General features: G+C 44.4%; 22 protein-coding genes and 1 pseudogene. 19 read left to right on the top strand and 4 right to left on the bottom strand.

Features of this window, described 5'->3' with window-relative positions; translation table 11 throughout:
• The first annotated feature begins 7 nt into the window (after positions 1 to 7).
• Positions 8 to 1,570, top strand: coding sequence for an ABC transporter substrate-binding protein (locus ACQKPA_RS21380; RefSeq protein ID WP_427494526.1), 1,563 nt, complete (start codon positions 8 to 10; stop codon positions 1,568 to 1,570).
• A gap of 404 nt (positions 1,571 to 1,974) precedes the next feature.
• Here ACQKPA_RS21380 and ACQKPA_RS21375 read toward each other — a convergent pair whose 3' ends face one another.
• Both ACQKPA_RS21375 and ACQKPA_RS21370 read right to left on the bottom strand, forming a co-directional pair.
• Positions 1,975 to 2,808 (bottom strand): ABC transporter permease, encoded by an 834-nt coding sequence (locus ACQKPA_RS21375; RefSeq protein WP_427494525.1) that lies wholly within the window; start codon positions 2,806 to 2,808, stop codon positions 1,975 to 1,977.
• 2 nt (positions 2,809 to 2,810) lie between these two features.
• On the bottom strand, positions 2,811 to 3,764 hold the full coding sequence (locus tag ACQKPA_RS21370; RefSeq protein WP_427494524.1) for an ABC transporter ATP-binding protein: 954 nt from the start codon (positions 3,762 to 3,764) through the stop codon (positions 2,811 to 2,813).
• Positions 3,765 to 4,103: 339 nt separating this feature from the next.
• Here ACQKPA_RS21370 and ACQKPA_RS21365 point away from each other — a divergent pair, with 339 nt between their 5' ends.
• From ACQKPA_RS21365 to ACQKPA_RS21320, 10 genes and pseudogenes are all read left to right on the top strand, one after another.
• Entirely contained in the window at positions 4,104 to 4,553 is a 450-nt protein-coding gene (locus ACQKPA_RS21365) for a MarR family winged helix-turn-helix transcriptional regulator (RefSeq protein ID WP_427494523.1), read from the top strand.
• 370 nt (positions 4,554 to 4,923) lie between these two features.
• The gene (locus tag ACQKPA_RS21360) at positions 4,924 to 5,736 is read left to right on the top strand and encodes an arsenite methyltransferase (protein WP_427494522.1); all 813 of its coding nucleotides are present in this window, start codon (positions 4,924 to 4,926) and stop codon (positions 5,734 to 5,736) included.
• 184 nt (positions 5,737 to 5,920) lie between these two features.
• A complete protein-coding gene (locus ACQKPA_RS21355) occupies positions 5,921 to 6,406 on the top strand; it encodes a DinB family protein (protein WP_427494521.1) in 486 nt (161 codons plus the stop codon).
• Positions 6,407 to 6,580: 174 nt separating this feature from the next.
• Positions 6,581 to 6,805, top strand: a complete 225-nt coding sequence (locus ACQKPA_RS21350; protein ID WP_216533418.1) for a hypothetical protein — start codon at positions 6,581 to 6,583, stop codon at positions 6,803 to 6,805.
• Positions 6,806 to 6,910: 105 nt separating this feature from the next.
• Positions 6,911 to 7,006 (top strand): annotated as a pseudogene (locus tag ACQKPA_RS21345) (acetyltransferase); the annotation flags it as partial.
• A gap of 236 nt (positions 7,007 to 7,242) precedes the next feature.
• A complete protein-coding gene (locus ACQKPA_RS21340; RefSeq protein WP_427494520.1) occupies positions 7,243 to 8,298 on the top strand; it encodes a LacI family DNA-binding transcriptional regulator in 1,056 nt (351 codons plus the stop codon).
• A 22-nt stretch (positions 8,299 to 8,320) separates the two neighbouring features.
• Positions 8,321 to 10,015, top strand: a complete 1,695-nt coding sequence (locus tag ACQKPA_RS21335; RefSeq protein WP_427494519.1) for an NPCBM/NEW2 domain-containing protein — start codon at positions 8,321 to 8,323, stop codon at positions 10,013 to 10,015.
• A gap of 485 nt (positions 10,016 to 10,500) precedes the next feature.
• Entirely contained in the window at positions 10,501 to 10,848 is a 348-nt protein-coding gene (locus tag ACQKPA_RS21330; protein WP_427494518.1) for a DUF1048 domain-containing protein, read from the top strand.
• Between the two features lie 10 nt (positions 10,849 to 10,858).
• Entirely contained in the window at positions 10,859 to 11,209 is a 351-nt protein-coding gene (locus tag ACQKPA_RS21325; RefSeq protein ID WP_427494517.1) for a DUF1048 domain-containing protein, read from the top strand.
• A gap of 165 nt (positions 11,210 to 11,374) precedes the next feature.
• Positions 11,375 to 12,490, top strand: coding sequence for an enolase C-terminal domain-like protein (locus ACQKPA_RS21320; RefSeq protein ID WP_427494516.1), 1,116 nt, complete (start codon positions 11,375 to 11,377; stop codon positions 12,488 to 12,490).
• 190 nt (positions 12,491 to 12,680) lie between these two features.
• On the opposite strand, the gene ACQKPA_RS21315 is transcribed toward ACQKPA_RS21320, so the two are convergent.
• Positions 12,681 to 13,139 carry a DinB family protein gene (locus tag ACQKPA_RS21315; protein WP_427494515.1) on the bottom strand — a complete coding sequence of 153 codons (459 nt, stop codon included), beginning with the start codon at positions 13,137 to 13,139 and terminating at the stop codon, positions 12,681 to 12,683.
• A 186-nt stretch (positions 13,140 to 13,325) separates the two neighbouring features.
• Complete coding sequence (locus ACQKPA_RS21310) at positions 13,326 to 13,904, bottom strand: NAD(P)H oxidoreductase (RefSeq protein ID WP_427494514.1); 579 nt, start codon at positions 13,902 to 13,904, stop codon at positions 13,326 to 13,328.
• Between the two features lie 251 nt (positions 13,905 to 14,155).
• On the opposite strand from ACQKPA_RS21310, the gene ACQKPA_RS21305 reads away from it, so the two are divergent.
• The 8 genes from ACQKPA_RS21305 (at position 14,156) to ACQKPA_RS21270 (ending at position 19,805) form a co-directional block, all read left to right on the top strand.
• Positions 14,156 to 14,527, top strand: coding sequence for a winged helix-turn-helix transcriptional regulator (locus ACQKPA_RS21305; protein ID WP_427494513.1), 372 nt, complete (start codon positions 14,156 to 14,158; stop codon positions 14,525 to 14,527).
• A gap of 122 nt (positions 14,528 to 14,649) precedes the next feature.
• On the top strand, positions 14,650 to 14,814 hold the full coding sequence (locus ACQKPA_RS21300) for a winged helix-turn-helix transcriptional regulator (protein ID WP_427494512.1): 165 nt from the start codon (positions 14,650 to 14,652) through the stop codon (positions 14,812 to 14,814).
• 336 nt (positions 14,815 to 15,150) lie between these two features.
• On the top strand, positions 15,151 to 15,879 hold the full coding sequence (locus ACQKPA_RS21295; protein ID WP_427494511.1) for an NAD(P)-dependent oxidoreductase: 729 nt from the start codon (positions 15,151 to 15,153) through the stop codon (positions 15,877 to 15,879).
• A 14-nt stretch (positions 15,880 to 15,893) separates the two neighbouring features.
• Positions 15,894 to 16,352, top strand: a complete 459-nt coding sequence (locus tag ACQKPA_RS21290; RefSeq protein WP_427494510.1) for a DUF2269 family protein — start codon at positions 15,894 to 15,896, stop codon at positions 16,350 to 16,352.
• Positions 16,353 to 16,438: 86 nt separating this feature from the next.
• Positions 16,439 to 17,272, top strand: a complete 834-nt coding sequence (locus ACQKPA_RS21285; protein ID WP_427494509.1) for a nucleotidyltransferase domain-containing protein — start codon at positions 16,439 to 16,441, stop codon at positions 17,270 to 17,272.
• Between the two features lie 51 nt (positions 17,273 to 17,323).
• Positions 17,324 to 17,611, top strand: coding sequence for a hypothetical protein (locus ACQKPA_RS21280; protein ID WP_427494508.1), 288 nt, complete (start codon positions 17,324 to 17,326; stop codon positions 17,609 to 17,611).
• A gap of 322 nt (positions 17,612 to 17,933) precedes the next feature.
• Positions 17,934 to 18,896 carry an ABC transporter permease gene (locus ACQKPA_RS21275; protein WP_427494786.1) on the top strand — a complete coding sequence of 321 codons (963 nt, stop codon included), beginning with the start codon at positions 17,934 to 17,936 and terminating at the stop codon, positions 18,894 to 18,896.
• A 24-nt stretch (positions 18,897 to 18,920) separates the two neighbouring features.
• On the top strand, positions 18,921 to 19,805 hold the full coding sequence (locus ACQKPA_RS21270) for a carbohydrate ABC transporter permease (RefSeq protein ID WP_427494507.1): 885 nt from the start codon (positions 18,921 to 18,923) through the stop codon (positions 19,803 to 19,805).
• Positions 19,806 to 19,835: the final 30 nt, after the last annotated feature.

Here is a 19,835-nt window from a genome sequence, read left to right as displayed (position 1 = left end):
GAAATGTATGAATAATTTTGTGACTCTAAAAAAGTGCATGGTACTTATTCTTTGTGCTGCCATGATCGCATCGTTCACAGCCTGCGGCAACAATGAAGCAAACACAGAGAAATCAAACCTGTCAGAATCCGCAAATCCAAGCGTTGACAAGAAAATTAAAATTACCTGGGTCGGTTGGAGCAGTCCTGTTCATGACAAAGGTGAAATCGTCAAAGAAATTGAAGAAAAATTCAACGTTGACATTAACATGGTAGATGCTAGTGATGGAGCAGCATTTGATGTCAAAATCGCAGCTGGAGAAGTTCCCGATGTCTTTCCGCTTGACTTCTCAAAATACCAACAATTCATTGATGATGAAATTGTAGGCGAAATTCCATATGAAGCTATTGAAAAATATGCCCCGAATTTATACCAAGCTTATCAAACGGAAGTACCAACCTATATGGATTTGACGAAGATGGAAAACAAAAACTATGGGCTCGTTGTACCTAATCCAGAAAGTGGGAACTTTAGGCCGCTTGTTGTTTGGAGAGGTGATTGGCTTGAACATGTAGGCATCACAAAGGTGCCAGAATCATTATCTGAGTTTGAAGATGCCATGTATAAATTCACAAACAATGACCCCGATAAGAATGGAAAAAAAGATACGTATGGTTTGTCTGAATCGATGATGCAAACCGTTTATGGTGCATACGGTTATCTTCCAACCTCATGGACAAGAAGGGATGGAAAGCTCGTTTACGGCGCTGTTCAACCTGAAATGAAAGAAGCATTAAAAGTTTTGGCAAAATGGTACAAGGACGGTGTGCTTACGCCAGAATTTATTAATGGCGAGAATAAGGGTGGAGACTGGTCTATCGCTACTGATTTTGTTAACGGTATTATTGGTGTAACCAGCTACGCGGATTATTTGTACTGGAAACCAGCACAATCAGCCGGCGATCGAGAAGGCTCTAACATTATGGAAATGAGAAAAACAATGCCGGATGCTGTTGACAAGCTAGTCTACGGTAAACCTATCGCGGGTCCGGACGGTAAAAAAGGTCTTAGTATGAGGAATTCGCTCCAAGGCAGATTTATCGTTTTCGGTAAGCAAGTGGAGAAAGATCTCGATAAGCAGGCTCGTATCTTAAGTATCCTGGATTACTCCTCATCTACTTATGAAGGTTATATGCTTACTCGTTACGGCAAAGAGGGCATACATTACAACATGAAAGATGGATACCCTGAGGCGATTGCGCCATACTCCGATTGGAATGAAATCGTAAAAATTGGCGGTGGAGCAACGTTTAATAATGCAATTTGGCTGCCATCCATCATTCAGAAGGTTAACCGTGAATACGCTTGGGGCAAATCGCTTGGAACTCTCCAAAGTGACGGTATTATGAATGAAGTCATCTTACCACTACCATCCGCTTCAAAATATCAAGCGGAAATTGACAAAATCAGATCAGAAGCCTACGTAGAGATGATTACTGGAAAAAAACCAATCGATTACTTCGACACATTTGTCGCAAACTGGAGAGCGGCAGGCGGAAGTGTTCTTGAAGAAGAAGCAGCTGCAAAATAGTTTGATAGTTTAGCCTGGAATCAATAAGCGTTGTTTCTTTTCGAACAGCCGGTTCAAAGCCATGTTTATGTTCATTCATCGTGATCAGCCCATTTTCATAACTTTTCGTTAAAATTTATAACTAAAAAAGGATTGATCGATGGCAGCCGTTCAACACGATCCGGCGTTTGTCGGACGACAAGAACATATAGACATTGAAAGCCGCATACGTTGCGGTTTTTTTGTTTTAAGCTAATAAGTTCTTGTCTTAACTTAATGACAAGAACTTATTAAACCAGATCCATACGTTCAACGTCCTTTAGAAGCCCTCTCGTTTTCCGTAAAAATGAACTGCGCCTAATAAACGTAGAAGGAGGGAAGGGCACTCTTCCATCGACTAATCGAGGCACAGGGTATTACATATCCTACTTCTCAACACGCCAATCTACCTTTTTTAAGATCAATACGATGGAAATCAGCGAGAAGAGTAAGAGTACAAGCGTGTTCCAGGCAACAGACCCGGACCAGCCCGAAATCAGCACCTCCCGCATGGCCTCGGCGGCGTAAGTGGTTGGGAAGAGATAAGAGAACCACTGCAGGATCGCAGGTAATTGATCCATATCCACCATGACTGGCGTCAAAAATGAGATGAACATCATCAGCGCCTGGACCAGCATGTTCGTCAATTGGTGGCTAGGCGACCAGAAGCCGATCAGCACACCCGCGCCAACCACGCTGAAGACGGTGAGCAGCAACACAGGAACAAGTCCCCAGCTGTAGTGGAATTGAATGCCGTAAGCAAGTTGACCAATCATGGCCAGGATGATAAAAGACGGTACGCTCATAATCAAACCGCGCAGCAGATTGGCGAAGATGAAGTTTACCTTGGCAATCGGCAGGGACGAATAGAACGTGAAGTGGCCTTGATGCTTCTGCCAGGATATTTCCTGAGCCATGGAATTGAGTCCCATGACGATTAAGCCGAAGAGCATATTCCCCGTAATAATACGGGTCATGACAGCCGGCGTTGGGTCGATCGTAAAGAATTTGAGAAACAACAGCGTTGTTAACGGAAACATGCACGCCATAATGAAAATCCATACCCATGCCTCGCGGATGATCGTGAATTGAATGCGGGCCAGAATCAGCCATTCTGTTATTCTGCGTTGGATTACGTTCTGCTGCTCGTGCTCTTGAAGAAAGACCGCTTCTTGCAGTTGCAAGTCTTGGCTTTGCATGGATGGTTGTGTATTTTCCATGTTTAGATCACCTCCGCTTTGTCAGGCTTATCCTGTTCGTCATCGATATGAAAATAGACATCTTCAAGGTTCGGCGGGACCAAGGAATATTCTTCAATCGGTAAACGCTGTTGGGTTATGAAGTCAATCGCGTAGCTGGCGTCATGCTTCTCGATCAGTGCCCGGATTCGGTTTTCTCCCGTTTTGGTCCACTGTCCCAGCGCGCTTAAGCTTCGGCAAACATGATCGCTTTCGCCAAAGGAAGTCGTAATTTCCAGCTTCATCCGCTGATCGACCCTTTGTTTTAAGACACTGACATGATCGATGGCGAGCAGCTTGCCGTGATTTACGACAGCTACTCTGTCCACAACCTGTTCGGCCTCCAGTACGTTGTGTGTCACCAAGATTACGGTTACTCCTTGCCGATTCCGTTCTTGAATCAGATCCCATACGAGTCTTCTCTTTTTCGGGTCCAGCTCATTGGTCGGTTCATCCAGGATCATGACGGGGGAATAGCCGATCAAGCAAGTTCCAATCCCGATTAAACGCTTCTGTCCGCCGGAAACGTTCTTCAGCAGCTTATGACGGAGGTCCTGCATTCCAAAGCGTTCCAACAATTCCTCTGTTTGCATTACGGAGGACTCTTTCGTCAACCCCCGCAATCTTCCGGTAAAATACAAAGCTTCCCAGGTTTTTAAACTGGTCAAGGCGTGAGGCTCTTGCGAGTAGTAGGCCACCTCCTGGGCAACTCGCTTGGTTTGGGTCCGTACGCTGCTTCCTTTATAGCGTACCGTACCTGAGGTGGGAGCAAGGTGTCCTACCATCTGCTTGATTAGCGTGGATTTGCCTGCTCCATTCGGACCGAGCAAACCGAGAATTTCACCTTCTTGAACGTCGAAGCTTATGTCTTGGTTGGCAACAACCTTTCCTTTTTTGTACGTTTTATTCACATGCTCTAATTGATAAATTACCTTCATTATTCTGCCCCTTTCTGTTCGTACTTTGGGTTTGCGTATTCGTGCTTAACTACGAGAAAGTATGTATTCCTTGACTGATAAATACTATTGTTGGATGATGCCTAAGTATACTAAACGGTAAATTAACAGGTGTTAGTTTAAAGATATCGCATCGCTCAGCTAAGGAGTGACGGGCGGCAGAATGGTTTTCGTCTCCGTCTTAGGACGGAGATAGCATGATGAGCTCCCGTATCCAAGGGTTCCACAAATCAATTAAAAGATTATTTAAATAATCACAAAATTACATTTGCATTTTGCAAATAATGTGTGTATAACTGAAGTAAGAGGTGAAGAGAACAAATGGAAAGCACACGTGAACTATTTCAGATTATGACACGCCGCTTCGGCTTACTGAACAAAAATTGCTGCACCGTAGGCGGTAATGACATTACGCCGGTTCAAAGCCATATCTTATTCGAAGTCGATCGTCAACATCATCCTTCGATTCAGCAAATCGCAGACACATTGGGGACGGATATTACCACTTTCAGCAGGCAGGTACAGGCTTTAATCAAAATGAATCTAATTAAAAAGACGCCAGATCCGACCGATCGCCGAGTTTATACGCTTTCCTTAACCGTTGAAGGAAAATACGTTGCTACAACGATCGATCGCCAGATGAATGCTTATTTTGACGATATTTTTTCGTCAATGACTGAGTTCGAGAAAGAAACCGTCCTACGCTCAATCAGGTTGATGAATGAAGCCATGGCTAAATCGGATCATTGTTGCAAACCTATAATCGGGTAAAAAATTTTATCCTCAATTAATTGCATAATGCAAATAAATGAGGAGGCTTGCTTAAAATAATGTCAATTGGCGTATCAGCGATTCGCTGTGGGTCATTAACATAACCAAATTTGAACGAAGGAGGATCCCGATGAATAACAATTTTTACTATGTTGAGTACATGATGAAGGCACAAGAGCTAGAGATACAAAAGAACGCTCGAGAAGCATGGAAATGGTCTACCGATAAGTCCGGTTCTAAATGGCAGCGTATCTTAGCCAGTTTTCGCCAACCAGACGCAATACCATGTTGTTCGCAATCACTTCAGGCTTGCTGCTAAATCCGCAATGAATGATGCCTGTATCGAAACTAATCATAAGGAGTGTCTACCATGACAAAGTTAACGAATGATGAAATCCGCCAGAATGTACGAAGCCGGTATAAGCAAGTGGCAGTTCAAGAAGTTAGTGCTGGATCGTGTTGCCAAACCAATATACAAGAAACCAGCTGCTGCAGAACATCTTCTGATTTTAATACAATTTCAAGCAAATTAGGCTACTCTAATGAAGAATTAGACTCGGTACCTGACGGGGCAAATCTGGGGTTGGGGTGCGGCAATCCGCAAGCTATTGCGTCGTTAAAGCCTGGTGAAGTGGTACTGGACTTAGGCAGTGGTGGTGGGTTTGACTGCTTTTTAGCGTCCCGGCAGGTGGGGGAGACAGGGTCCGTGATCGGCGTGGACATGACACCTGAAATGGTTAGCCGGGCTCGTAACAATGCAACTAAGGGGAATTTCATGAATACAGATTTTCGTTTAGGGGAAATTGAGCATCTTCCGGTTGCTGATAACACCGTGGACGTCATCATCTCGAATTGTGTAGTGAATCTCTCGCCGGATAAGCAGCAGGTATTTCATGATTCTTTTCGTGTTCTTAAAAAAGGCGGCCGGCTGGCGATATCCGATATTGTAACAACAGCAGAGCTTCCTCCAGAAATAAAGAACGATCTGAATACACTGTATTCTGGCTGCATTTCAGGGGCATCATCAATCGACGAAATTGAGATCATGCTCCGTCAAAGTGGATTTACAGATATCTCCGTTGAACCGAAGGATGAGTCCAAAGCTTTTATTAAAGATTGGATTAAGGGATCCAATATCGAGGATTACATCGCTTCAGCGGTAATCAAGGCAATAAAGCCTTAGATTAGGGTGCGGTTACGAGGAACTTAAGCCCCCCGTTAACAGGCCATATCGGGATCAGTTATCCTTGGAGATATGTTTATTATCCATATGCGCGGGATCAGGAATCTTCACAGATTGGAGGATAACAGGATTATATAGCGAATCATGGTATAAGTAACAAAGTTGTATTACAGGAGGCTGTGACATGTTGAAACTGTTCGAGTATAACTGGCAAGTTCGCAAAGATTGGTTTGACTGGTGCGATACGGTGAGTGAGGAAGAGTTGTTGAAAAGACGTACCGGGGGCATAGGAAGCATTCTCTACACACTCTATCACATCGTGACAGTTGAATATGCCTGGTTGTGCGGGGATTTGCAAGGAAAAGAGCCGGAAATCCCTTCGTTCGAGGATTGTGCCAGCGTGCAGGGATTAAGAGATTATTCGGCACGAAGCCATGCGGAAATAGCACCCTTCATCTACGCTTGGAATGATAGCTTGGAAGACCGTATCATGTATGATACAAACCAAAACGGAGAGCAGGAAAGCTTTAAATTCGGTGAAGTGATGCGGCACGTGATCGCCCACGAAATTCACCATATCGGACAATTGTCAATATGGTCACGAGAAATCGGAAAGACGCCGGTTACAGCAAACTTGATTCGTAGAGGGTTATTCGATAACTCGCGGTAGAATGTAGAAACATGTCGCTAGACAAGAATAAAGTACCATGCAAAGTCGCTAATTTAGCGGCTTTTTTTATTGTAACGATGTTTGTTCGCCGAGTTGGAAAAGCAAGATCATGAATAGAATTGCTTTTAAAGGGAAATTTAATTCAATCCGTATGTTAAGGAGCTGAAATAGAGTATGATCCATCCCAAAGACGACTATGGGGTCTTAGGCAATAAAATCGAAGTTGATTCGGATGTGAACGAGGATCGTAATCGAGAAGAGCAGTTGGATGACTCCTTTGAGGCCTGGTATGGGAATATCAACGATCAGGTGAAGCAAAAGCTGGATCTCACGAGCGTTCCGCAAGACAGTGTATTTGATTTTGCCGTCGGCATGGATGAGGATCCATCCCAGGATTAAGAGCTTATCAACGATAATCAAGAGGCTGCCGCGGTTCCTCCGTCAAATAGACTTCTTCCGAGTATGATATGAACTGCAGTGCTTCATCAAAATGAAAGGTCCATCCACGTCATTATCGCATCAGGAGCCGCGGTGACTAAGGATTTACCGGACAACATGATGGTTGTTGGTGGTAATCCAGCGAAAGTGATTAAAGATTGAAGTCGCTAATTTAGCGGCTTTTTTGCTTTAAGGGTACAAGTTCTTGTCCCGAGGCTAGCTGGCCGTGGTAGAGGGCCTTCTCAACGGATCAATTGCGCAATCAATGATATTATTTGCAGCAAAAAAATGAAAAATTGCGCAAAAAACATTGAATAATTTGCCAATGCAGTATAAGATTGCAACAAAGGGAGAGGTAAGCGCTTTCCAAAACTACAACAGACAGGTGCTATGCCGATATGAAAATAACTTTAAAAGACATTGCCGATCATGCAAATGTATCTATTTCTTCTGTTTCGAGGGCTTTAAACAACGCAAACTCGCCAGCACTTGTAAACGACCAAACGCGTCTGCGAATTATTCAAGTTGCCAAGGACCTGGGTTATCATAAGTTTAATAATTCACTGCAAAAAAACGAAAAATTTTCAGAGAATAAAAAGATTCCAAAGAAAGTGGGACTTGTTCTATATGATGTAAAAGCTAAATACCAGGATCCATATTTTTCAGAAATCATTTACGGAATCGAAAGTGAATTGCTTGATCAAGAATGTATATTGGACTTTACATTTGAGGTGCAGGATATTTTCAATTTCAATTTATTTGGGGATATGAACGAGAGTGACTTAGGAATTATTTGTATCGGACCGCTTAAGGATGATTTTATAAATGAGCTGAATAAGCGGGTTCTATTTGTTATATCGGTGGGCGGAATACCTAAGCTGGAAATGGATTATGTTACGGTGGATTTTCGTCATGCGGCAAAACAAGCAGTTCAATATTTGGTAGATCTCGGTCATCGTAATATTGCTTACATTGGCGGAAGCTCTCAAGTTGGAATGCCGATTGACCAAGAAGAACGTTTCTATGGTTATAAAGAAGCGATGGAGTTGAACCATCTTGAAATTGTTCCGGAGTGGGTTCAAGACGGTTGCTTTGATCTGACCAAGAGCTATGAAGCCATGAAAAAAATTTTAAACACGCAGAGTCCGCCTTCGGCCGTATTTACAGCTAGCGACAAAATGGCATTTGGGGCGTACAAGGCAATTGGTGAATATGGGCTATCGATTCCAAATGATATATCTGTTGTTTCTTTTGATAATGTCGAAATGTCAGAATTCATTAACCCTCCGTTAACAACGGTACAGGTTCACAAGGAAGAAATGGGAAGAATCGCAGTCAAATTACTGCTTCAGCGCATGGAAGGGGGGATACCTTTGCCATTGATCAGCTATTTGCCGACAAAACTTATTGTCCGCAGTAGCTGTACGGAGAAAAGCGAAGTGAACAAAATATGAAAGTTTTGAGGAGGGTATAATAATGAAAAAAGTTATTGCTTGTCTCGGATTAGCCGCTTGTATGCTTATCCCCCTAGGTGCTCCAGCGCAAGCGCAATTAGCCCAAGGGGACACAAATGCAAATGAAAAAAAACCAAATGCAACCTTTCAAGTGATCAGTGACCTGCATATTAGGGATACATCGTTCTCTCATAACAAGCTTTTGAAAGCGCTTCAAGACCTTCATTCCACTGATCCGCTGGCAGATGCTATGGTCATCAACGGAGATATAACGAATAACGGTTTTCCCGCAGAATATGCGAAGGCTCGCGAACTTCTTGATCAGTCTCCTAAACCGGAAAATCTGTATATGACCATTGGGAATCATGAGTTTTTTAATGGAGAAGGAAATGAAGTGAACACCAGTCGGTTCGCAGACTTTATCGAAGAGGAGCATGTGTACTACGAGAAAATCGTAAATGGCTATCCTTTTATATTCCTTGGCTCTGAAAGCTGGGGGCCAGTCGATTCGCCCGCAAAAGACCATGTTTATCTGAGCGACGAGCAGTTGAATTGGCTGGAAGATACTTTGGAGAAGCGCAGCAAGAGCGAGAAGCCAATGTTTGTTTTTCTTCATCAGCCTCTTTCCGCCGTACATGAAACAGCAAAAAAGCGTCTAACCGATCTCTTCTCGAAGTATCCGCAAGTTATTTTATTCACTGGCCATACCCATCGGGATATGCGACTTCCAAATATTAACCTGACACAGAATAAATTTACGAGTATCAACACAGCTTCTGTTTATTATACAACCTTCGCACCGACAGTAAACTGGGACGAAAGCCAAGGATTGTATGTGCAAATTTACGATGATAGGGTCGTTGTCCAAGGACGCGACTTTTACCGTAAGCAATGGATTCCCGAAGCGCATTACACGATTGATGTTCAATCGGCAACAACATTTTCTTATCGTAATTACTATGTTATTCCGGGTGAAACCGCCCTATTAACCTCAACCTTTACAAATTATGGACAAAACACAGTCGAGGCCATCCAATTGGACTTAACGGCCCCTGATGGTTGGAGCGTAGAGGCAGTAAATCCTCTGGTCACGAATCTTTCGCCTGGAAGTTCGATTGAAACGGATTGGCGTGTGACACCCCCAGATGCTGCAGAGCCTGGATTCGCAAATTTAAAGGCAACCCTTTCATTTGAATATGGGGAAAATAACAAGCAAACAGAATGGAGTGCCGACTCCATAGTTTGGATACCAGAACGGCTCCCAGCTGCCGATTCTTATGTAAGTGATGTGGAATGGATTCATTCCGCTAATCATTGGGGGCCCGTAGAACGGGATCAAAGCAACGGTGAAAAAGCAAAAGACGATGGAAAAACCATAACGATTGGCGGCGAAAAATATACGAAAGGCTTAGGTGTGCATGCAAATGCTGAGATTACTTATTATATAGGCGGTAACTTCTCAACGTTCACGGCAGATATCGGAATCGATGATGAAGTGGGAAATAGAGGCTCCGTCGTCTTTCAAATTTGGGCAGACGGCGAGAAAGTATATGACAGCGGGCTTGTTACCGGATCTGATTCCGTCAAAAAAGTTCATGCTGATATCTCCGGTGCCAACGTACTGAAACTGGTCGTGACTGATGGCGGAGACGGAACTGGCTACGACCATGCGGATTGGGCAAATGCCCATATTGCTAGATCCGATGTAAACCGTTAGGAAGGCGAATATCACACTGCTACAGACGCTTAGCGCAAAACTTTTTTGGATTTGAACAAACGGATAACAAGGATTTGACTATTATTGCCGGAGGACAAAACATACTCCCGTTGAAAGTCGCTATTTTAGCGGCTTTTTTCCTTTAAGGGTGCAAGTTCTTGTCCCCAAGGACTACGGCAGAATAGTTGAAAATGTACAATCCGAATCAGAACAAACGCTGTTGACAATCCATCTACTGCGTGTTACTTTATAGCTGTAGTATGTATCACTTTATACCAGTGTTACAGAATAGCAACGGGGATTGTACTGGAAAACCTGACGGAAATGCTCATTCGGGAGTTGGAGCGCTGTGTCCATGAAATATAAGCCGCAAAGAAACCTTAACCTACGGATACGAAATCACGCGAGGGCAAGGAACTACGGAAGTTAGGGGAAAAATGGGAGTTCGTGTTATCAAAAATTAACGAGGTAAAGGAGAAAAAATAATGAATTTTTGGGAAAAAATCACCGGAAGCGACATGACTAAGGAAATGAAAGCTTTTGAATTGAGGGCCAAAAAGTTACCGCCTGATTATCGAGCGGCATGGGAAAAAATTAATGCCAATCTTTGGCCGCACTCAGATTTCACCGGTCGCAACCTCATGCCAATTCTTGACGGTGTGCTTGGACTGCTCGAAGAAACGGCGGCAGACGGTCAGAGTGTCGAAGAGGTTTTGGGTGGCGATATCAAAGGCTTCTGTTCAGCGTTGGCAGGCGAGGAAGGGGCAAAATCTTTTCGCGACAAGTGGCGCGAGCAACTCAACAACAATGTCGCTAAAAAATTAGGTAAATAGGAGGATGAAAATGAGAATTCAAGATATCATCGAAGGCAAAAAAGAGTGGCGGGCGCACGTGGCGCGTGTCAAAGCGCTCCCTCAAGATTATCAGATTGTTTATAAAGAGATTCAAAAATATCTCTTTAAGGTCGGCCCTGTTGAGCTAACGGAAGGGACGGGTTTGCTTTCGGGGATTATTGATCTTTTTGAAGAGGGCGCGGCCTTGGGGAAAGGCGTGCTCGAAGTGACGGGCAGTGACGTAGCGGCTTTCTGCGACGATCTAATCATAGATTCAAAAACTTATGCTGACATCTATCAAGAATCTGTCGACCAAGAAGGTAACAAGGCCAAAAAGAAGGTTACGGATAAAACAAAGTAAAAATGGGATGTCGGGCTGGAAACAGCAATTGAAGTGAAAGGTTATTTACAGATTTCCAATGGATGAAGAATGTTCTTATCTTCTAACAGTATAATTCTATAATATGGTGTTCTACTTACGGATCATATCGGATATGAAACCGTCGAGTCGGTTAAGGAGGATTCTATGAATATTACGGGTATACAACCTGATTGGAAAGTGGAAAAAATCGAATTTGCCAAGTTAACGGGAGAACGAGCCAGAAGCGCGGGGGCCAATGGCAGAATCGGCATTCATGGCAAAAGCTGCATTGTGGATATCGCCAGAATAACGATCGATGGACAAACAGGTTACGGTAGCTCGATTCATATGACGCCGGAATGGGCCCAAGATATAATAGGTCGCCGATTGCTTGACTTGTTTGATGACCGGGGCAGACTGCTCGAAGCGTATCGTTTGCAATTGGAATATCCAGTGTTGGATTGGTTAGGACAGAGACAAGGCAAACCAGTGTATGACTTGGTTTCGGGTACTCACATGGAAAGAGGAGTCCCATTGGTTGTTCCCTGTTATGATACCTCTCTATACTTCGACGATTTGCATTTGCCCGATGAGAGGAGCGCAGTCGAGTTGATGCAAGAGGAAGCAATGCAAGGTTATGCGAAGGGCCAACGTCATTTTAAAATTAAGGTTGGCCGTGGCGGACGCCATATGCCACTCTGGGAAGGGACGAAACGAGATATTGCGATCGTTCGCGGGATCTCGGAAGTGGCAGGTCCCACAGGCAAGATCATGATTGATGCGAATAATGCATATAATTTGAACTTAACCAAAGAGGTCTTGGCGGCTTTGGCGGATGTAAATCTGTATTGGCTGGAAGAAGCGTTCCATGAGGATGATGCCTTGTACGAGGACCTGAAGGAATGGCTCCGGCAACGTGGGCAAAATGTGCTTATCGCGGATGGGGAAGGGCTTGCCTCACCGCATCTAATTGAGTGGGCGACACGCGGCCTTGTCGATGTGCTGCAGTACGATATCATCAGGCCCGGTTTCACGCATTGGATGGAATTAGGCGAGAAGTTGGATGCCCATGGATTGCGGTCCGCGCCTCATTGTTACGGAAATGCTTATGGTATTTACGCGTCCGGACATTTGTCAGCCGCGGTGCGAAACTTCGAATTTGTGGATATGACGACATTACAATCGAAGGAATGGATGTATCAGGCTATCGAATCGAAAACGGAGAGATTCATATTCCGGCCACGCCGGGTTTCGGAATCGTCTTCGACGATGAACTTGTAACAAACCTTATAAAGCGATCCGGCTGGTCGTGACGTCGAGGCACAACAACAAGCTCTTTATTGAAAGTCGCTATTTTAGCGGCTTTTTTGTTGATCGATACAATTTCTTGTTCCGAGCCGGGGACAAGAAATTGTACCGATTACCGTAATGGGTCAAGAGCTTTGTCCGATTAGCTATCGGGTCATTACGTTCAGAAGAGGGGGCCGGCGAATCCGTTTAAACGTGCAATGACGCCGATTTGACCGACATGGTACGACTCATGATCGAAAACATGATGGATGATCCATCGTAGCGTCGGCGGCGAAGGCGGTTCCCAACCGTCTGAAAAACGAGGGAGCTGTACGACTGGCTCGTGTTCAACGTATTCCATAAAGTTGAGTTTATGGTCTGTATGGTCCCGTATGTCGATATATGCCTGCAAAATTTGCTGAGGACAATCCAAGACTCGTTGAAGTCGTCGCTCTCCCTTAAGTACGATCACGTTAATCCATTCGTCTTCGCTGCGCGCGATGTGCTCAACGATCCAAGCGATCGTATTCGGATGGTCCGGATGCCTTGCATGCCACTGTTCCTCAGACAATTGGTTTAAATAAGGAATCAATGTCTTTCTTGCATCGTTTCGATAAGGAAAAAAGGTGGTGAGTTTCATGAAACCTCCAAGAAAAATAGAGTAGGTACAGGTATTTACTACCATGTCTCATTGTAACTTATATTTAGTGACCAGGTTGTCGAGTCGAATTTCTGTCTTTGGTTTTATCCGAATTTGATGAGAGAAGTAGGTTTTAGAGTAAACCCATTATAAAGCAAATCAGATAGTTCGAACTTAACTTAAAGCTTACTGTTCCTTCGCATAATACAACCCTAAATGATAAGCTTGGTTAAGCAGCATCTCATAATGCTTGGGAGTGGAATCCAAAGTCTCGTATAAAAATTCAACTTTTGAATTGGATACACCGCAATAATCCGCAATTCCCACATTGAGCAAATGAGTCATCATTTCATCATAGTTACGCTTTTTCATCTGGTCTTTCGAAACGCCCGCCAAACCAATCCATAAGACATGCTGATGATGAAGCTGGTTCGAGCCGTACGCAAACCCATTGTTCCATACACGGTCAATATAACCTTTTAGCATGGCTGGCAAATGCCACCACCAAATTGGAAAAATAAATGCCAAGGCATCATGCTTCTTCATTCGCCTTATTTCCAGTTCTACCTCAAGGGAAAAGGACTGTTCTTCAGCAGACCAATCAGGTTCATCTACTCCTTTTAAAACAGGGTCAAAACCAATCTCGTGTAAATCCAATATCTCATAGTCGTGGCCCGCGGCGGTAAGACCTTTTACGAAACGATCGGCAACCTTAAAGGTCAGGGAATCTTTTCTTGGGTGCGAAACAACGCTTAATACTCTCATACTTGTATCTTCACTACCTTTCTCATTTCTCAACAGCTATCTTGTAGCCACGATCAATGGCTGATGCTATTATAAGCAGTAATAAAATAATCAGGAAGTACGCACTTTCAAGTTCTATAGGATGATACAGGTGCCCTAGAAACATCGAAGTGCCCTAGACAGTTGCCTTAGAAACTTACCTGAGTAACGGACTTAATGAATGAATCTTATGTTCCTAGAAAAAACACAGGCTTTTAACGGGGGAATGAGAGATGACTGAAAAGAGGAAAAATACCGTTCAAAAGAAGTATAAAGTTGGAGTGGAGGCGGCATTAGAAGTAATGGGGGGGAAATGGAAGCCTTTAATCATCTATCATTTGATGACAGGACGGAAACGGACGTCTGAGCTTCGACGGTTAATGCCCGGCATTACGCAGAAAATGCTGACCACTCAACTAAGAGGCTTGGAGAAGGACGGGATTGTTGCACGAAAGGTTTATAAAGAGATCCCACCTAAAGTGGAGTATGAGTTAACGGTCTACGGCTGGGGATTAAAGCCCGCATTAGACCATTTATGCTATTGGGGAGAGGATCACCTGGAAAAGATCTATGGCGACAAATCCAAGGTTTTGGAAGAGTTTTAAGGCTATACACAATCCATTCATACACTTAAAAGAATGGGTGTTCGGTAATGCCAACGGACTAAAGACCGATGGATAACCTGATCGTAGTGCTTCAACGATTGACTTGATTGTAGTGCTATCATTTGGAACGAGAAGGCATAGTCGATAGAACTGTTCACCCTGTTATCCCTCCAAAAGTGGAATATTCTCTTAGCGAATACGGCAGAACATTGATTCCTGTAGCAGAAGTCATGTGTGCTTGGGGAGAAAATCATAATAAGCGGAAATATGAAGAGTCAGCGTCATAATGCTGGTTCAATGAACTTGTACACGAATTCAATCAACTCCAAACAAAAGCTGCCATGGGATTCCGGGCAGCTTTTGTTTACCTACAGTCCGACTCCTGATAAGAATGAAATATCGGGTTTGAGTTAACAAAACTCCTATTAGAGTAATATCGTCGCCAATCTTGTCTTTAGAATTTCCCTGTCCTCCCAACCTCCGCGGATAATAATGGTATCCTTTTCTGTCATGCTTACTTTTAAGTAAGTCCCCTACTTTAAAGTGGGTTATTAACATCATTTTGAAGCGATGCTAAGCTTGAGTTAACCAAAATTTGGGACCATAAAGAGGAGGAAAGAACAATGAAAATTATTGTTTTTGGAGCGACGGGGAATACAGGGAAAAGAGTGCTGGCACAAGGGATAAAAATGGGGCTTAAAATGACCGCATTTGTGCGAAATTCTGAGAAGCTTTATGATCAGCTAGATGAGCATTCCGCAAGGCATGTGAAGGTGATCGTGGATGATATGATGGACCCGGTGAGCGTCGGTGAGGCTCTCACGCATCAAGACGCCGCTATTATTGCAGCCGGCCATGCGGGCCAGGGGGAAGAGTTTGTTCGTATCGTCGATAACATTATTAGCCAATGTGAAATCCAGCCTAGTTTCTCTGGGCGAGTATGGGTCATGGGAGGAGCCGGTCTGCTGGATATTCCATATACCGATCTTATCGGCAACAATTTACCCGGGTTCCCACCTGAGTATAAAAATCACAACCGGAATTTCGAGAGGTTGCAACGGACTGGGCTCGATTGGTCCATGATGTGTCCAGGAACCATGATGGATTCGATCGAGCAACCAGAGCCGGTTCATCTGCATGTAACAACGGATACCTTGCCCGTTCCGATGCCGGAGACGATAAAGGAATATTCCGAGGCAGAAATAGCCGGTCACTTGTTCAGCCGATTTCAAGAGCTGAATGTTGCTTATGACGATGTCGTCATGTGTATGCTTAACCATCTTGAGCTCGGAGGAGCGTTTAAGGGAAAAAGGGTCGGTCTAGCCTATCAAAGCAAGATATCGGTGCGCTGAGGAGAAGGGGGAGCATGAGTTTGTTTGGATTATTGCTCGTTTTGCATATATTGGCTTCGATCGCCATTATTGGCCCCGCTTTCGTGCTGCCCATCATTCGTAGATCGGCTAGAACCGTCGGCCAGCTGCACTTTACTTTTAGTATAACGACCAAGCTTGCCATCATGCCTAAAATTGGCGGAGCCGTCCTTATTTTAACCGGGGTTTGGCTTATGATCATAACCAAGATGGGGTTAACCCAAACATGGCTGAATGTATCCATCCTATTATCGCTGCTCATGGTCGTCATGATCGACGGATGGATCGAGCCTCGTATGAAAAAGATCATCAAGATCATATCTGAAAGTCAAGACCGTGGTAATGAGATACCCGCCGAGTTCGGACGGCTGATCAAAAAGATCGTACCCATCGAGACGGCAGCACAGCTGTTGATGATTGCCATATTGGTGCTTATGGTCGTTAAGCCATTTTAAAGAAGCCGATGGAGCGTCCTAACTCGCTTTTTAGTCACATGATTTTGGTGCTATAATTAGGGAAATGCTGGGTAAAAGGAAAGTTGGTGATTGAAATAGGGATTTTAAAAGCGGGTTATGGCCTAGACCATAATGGATTTATCGTAAGCGATGTGAGTAAAGACAAAATTGCGGATGTCTATACTACTTGCATTCATGAATCGATCGAGAGCCTTAAACATTTATTTCCTCAACATTTGCATAGTGTTTATGTGTACGGTAGCGTAGCCAGAGGAGAAGCGATTGCAATTAAATCAGATTTAGACCTTATCGCTATGTTCAATACCAAATTAAGTTCTGTTAAGTTAGCTGAATTAAAGAAACTTGCTGGAGAACTATCTAAAAATAATCGTTTTATAGTTCGGGATGTTGGTATAGCTGTAGCAGATTATGACTATACTCTTGACCCCTCAAATTATTACGAAAATGCATTTCTTAAGGAAATCTGTGTTTGTGTATATGGAGAGGATCTAGGAGAACGATTTGGTCCTTATAAACTTACATCAGAGATAGCAATCCGTTTTAATGGTGATATTGATGAGGTTCTTAATCGAACGTTAACAAGGTTAACAACAGCTTCCGGAGAAGATTTTAAAACAATTACACAAAGCTTCGCTCGTAAACTCATACGAACATACTATTCAATGGTGATGGAGCGTTCTCAGATTTGGACGACACGACTTCACGAACAGTCTGAAGTCTTTCTTCATCACTTTCCAGAAAAAGAATCAATCATTCGCACTCTCCTAAATTGGGTAGATAAACCGCCTACAGACCGTAAGGCTGTGTATGAGTTTTTTAGGATTGAGGGGGAATGGGCTGGCGCTAACTTTACAATTGAAGCCAACATTCCTTATACAGCTAACGGGGGCTTTAGTTGAATAAGACAATACTACACAATAAAACTTCTAGATAATTGGAAGTTTTATTTTTTGTTTTTAAATCCTTTTATATATAACAGCTTCCATAAAAACGGACAGACATACGGTTCATCCTCAGATGCTGCTTCTCCAGAAGCAGAACCTGAATTAATCAGTGCAATAGGTGTAGATGGCACTGCAGGATATGTGCTGAAAAAAGATTTAGACGGTGAACAACCAAAGTCACCCCAGGATGCCATCGCGATACAGAACAGCAGATCACCAGATGGTCGTGATATCCCTCTCTATGATGTTGAAGGTACAACCGTAATTGGTGTGTTTCATGTTGGAGGAAAATAACACAAAGGCATCACATTTGCAAAACAGATACACATGTTCCAACCGGGCAATCTATATCTCAAAAGCATATTATAGAGTCCATATTGGACTAGCATATGAAGTCGCCACCAGGCGGCTTTTTGTTTCTGTGAGAAGAACTGTTTTATACAGGACTATATGCGTCTTACCACTCGTTTGCCGACTTTGCACTTTCTTTAAAAATGCCGATAACCGAGGCTTTTTTACTCTTCAAAAATGTCTCATTGCGGGAAAAGAAAGCGCTGCTGCATAATAAGGCCACACCGCTCGCGAGGCGATGAACGACATATGGAGGTGGAGAATGATGAAGCAAGCTACGGCTCAAAGGGATTTCCCGCAACCGTTCAAGCAGGCGGATCACCGCACAAGCTTCGCGGCAAGGATTCGCAGGGACAAATGGCTATACCTGCTGCTGCTCCCAGGCTTGCTTTATTTTTTGGTTTTCAAATACGTGCCGATGTGGGGGGTTATGCTGGCATTTCAAAACTATCAGCCGTTTACCGGCTTTTTGAAAAGCGAATGGGTAGGCTTCGAGCATTTTCGCCTGTTTTTTAACAATCCAGAGTTTTTAATGCTGCTGCGTAATACGCTGTTGTTATCGTTCTATAATCTCATCTTCTTTTTTCCCGCTCCGATTATTCTGGCACTCTTGTTAAACGAAGTAAGGCTTTCGTTCTTCAAGCGCACGATTCAAACGATGATTTACGTTCCGCATTTTATATCGATGGTAATCGTGGCAAGCCTGACGTATGTGTTCCTAACCACGGAAGGCGGTACCGTCAACGAGCTGCTATTCCAATATACGGGGAACAAAATCCAATTTTTGTCCGATCCGTCTTGGTTCCGCCCCGTGATTATTCTGCAGACGATCTGGAAGGAATGCGGCTGGGGAACGATTATATTCCTGGCGGCGCTGGCGGCCGTCGACGTGGAGCAGTACGAAGCGGCGACGATTGACGGGGCAAACCGTTGGCGGCAAATCTGGCATATAACACTGCCGGCGATCCGCAGCACGATCGTGATTCTTTTGATTTTGCGGATGGGCAGCGTGCTGGACAATGGCTTCGAACAGATTTATTTGATGTTGAATCCGCTTAACCGCTCGGTAGGCGAAGTGTTCGACACATACGTATACGCGATGGGCATTACGCAAGGCGCTTTTAGCTACAGTACGGCTGTCGGGCTGTTTAAATCGATTGTTGGCGTAACGCTTGTGCTCGGCACGAACTGGCTGGCGAAAAAGTTCGGCCAATCCGGGCTTTACTGATAAGCAAGAAAGGGGAATCAATCCATGGCCAAGCAATACAAAACCGCGGCCGGTGTCACATTCGACGCTGCCAACTATATCGTGCTATCGTTGTTCGGGCTGGCTGCCGTACTCCCTTTCGTCTACGTGATTGCGGGCTCTTTTGCCTCGGACGCGGAGCTTACGTCGAGAGCGGTATTCTTCATACCCAAATCATTTACTTTAAATGCTTACGAGTTTATTTTTTCAACAGATACGATCATGAGAAGCATCGGCGTCTCCGTCTACATAACGGTCATCGGCACGCTCGTCAACCTGTTTTTCACGGTCACGATGGCCTATTCCTTAGCCAAGAGAGGATTGTACGGCCGGAATCTGGTGCTGAATCTCGTCATCTTCTCCATGCTGTTTGGCGGTGGCATGATTCCGACTTATCTGGTCGTGAAGGAGCTGAACCTGCTCGATTCGCTCTGGGCGCTCATGCTGCCAGGGGCGATCAGCGCGTTTAATCTGATCATCGTCAAAAACTTTTTTCAGGAAATTCCGAAGGAGATCGAGGAGGCCGGCCGCATCGACGGCTGCTCCGAGCTTGGCCTCTTAGGGCGGATCGTGCTGCCGCTTTCAATGCCCGTCCTCGCAACGTTTACGTTGTTTTACGCCGTCGGGCATTGGAACGATTTCTTTGCGGCACTGCTGTATATTAACGATCCGGAAAAATGGCCGCTGCAGGTCATGCTGCGCCAGATCGTTCTGCTGTCGCAAGCGGCCGCAGGCGATTTGAACTCGATGGACCCTAATTTCGTGCAGCCGCCGGATCAATCGATCAAAATGGCCGTGATCGTTGTCGGCACGGTTCCGATCTTGTGTGTGTATCCGTTCCTGCAAAAGCATTTTGCCAAAGGCGTCCTGCTTGGCTCGGTGAAAGGCTAAAATTTGTTATTCCAGATGTGTGATTCCGCC

This window comes from Paenibacillus sp. NPDC093718 (genome assembly GCF_050279985.1).
Taxonomy (GTDB): Bacteria; Bacillota; Bacilli; order Paenibacillales; family Paenibacillaceae; genus Paenibacillus_AQ.
This window is presented reverse-complemented; position numbering and strand designations above follow the sequence as displayed.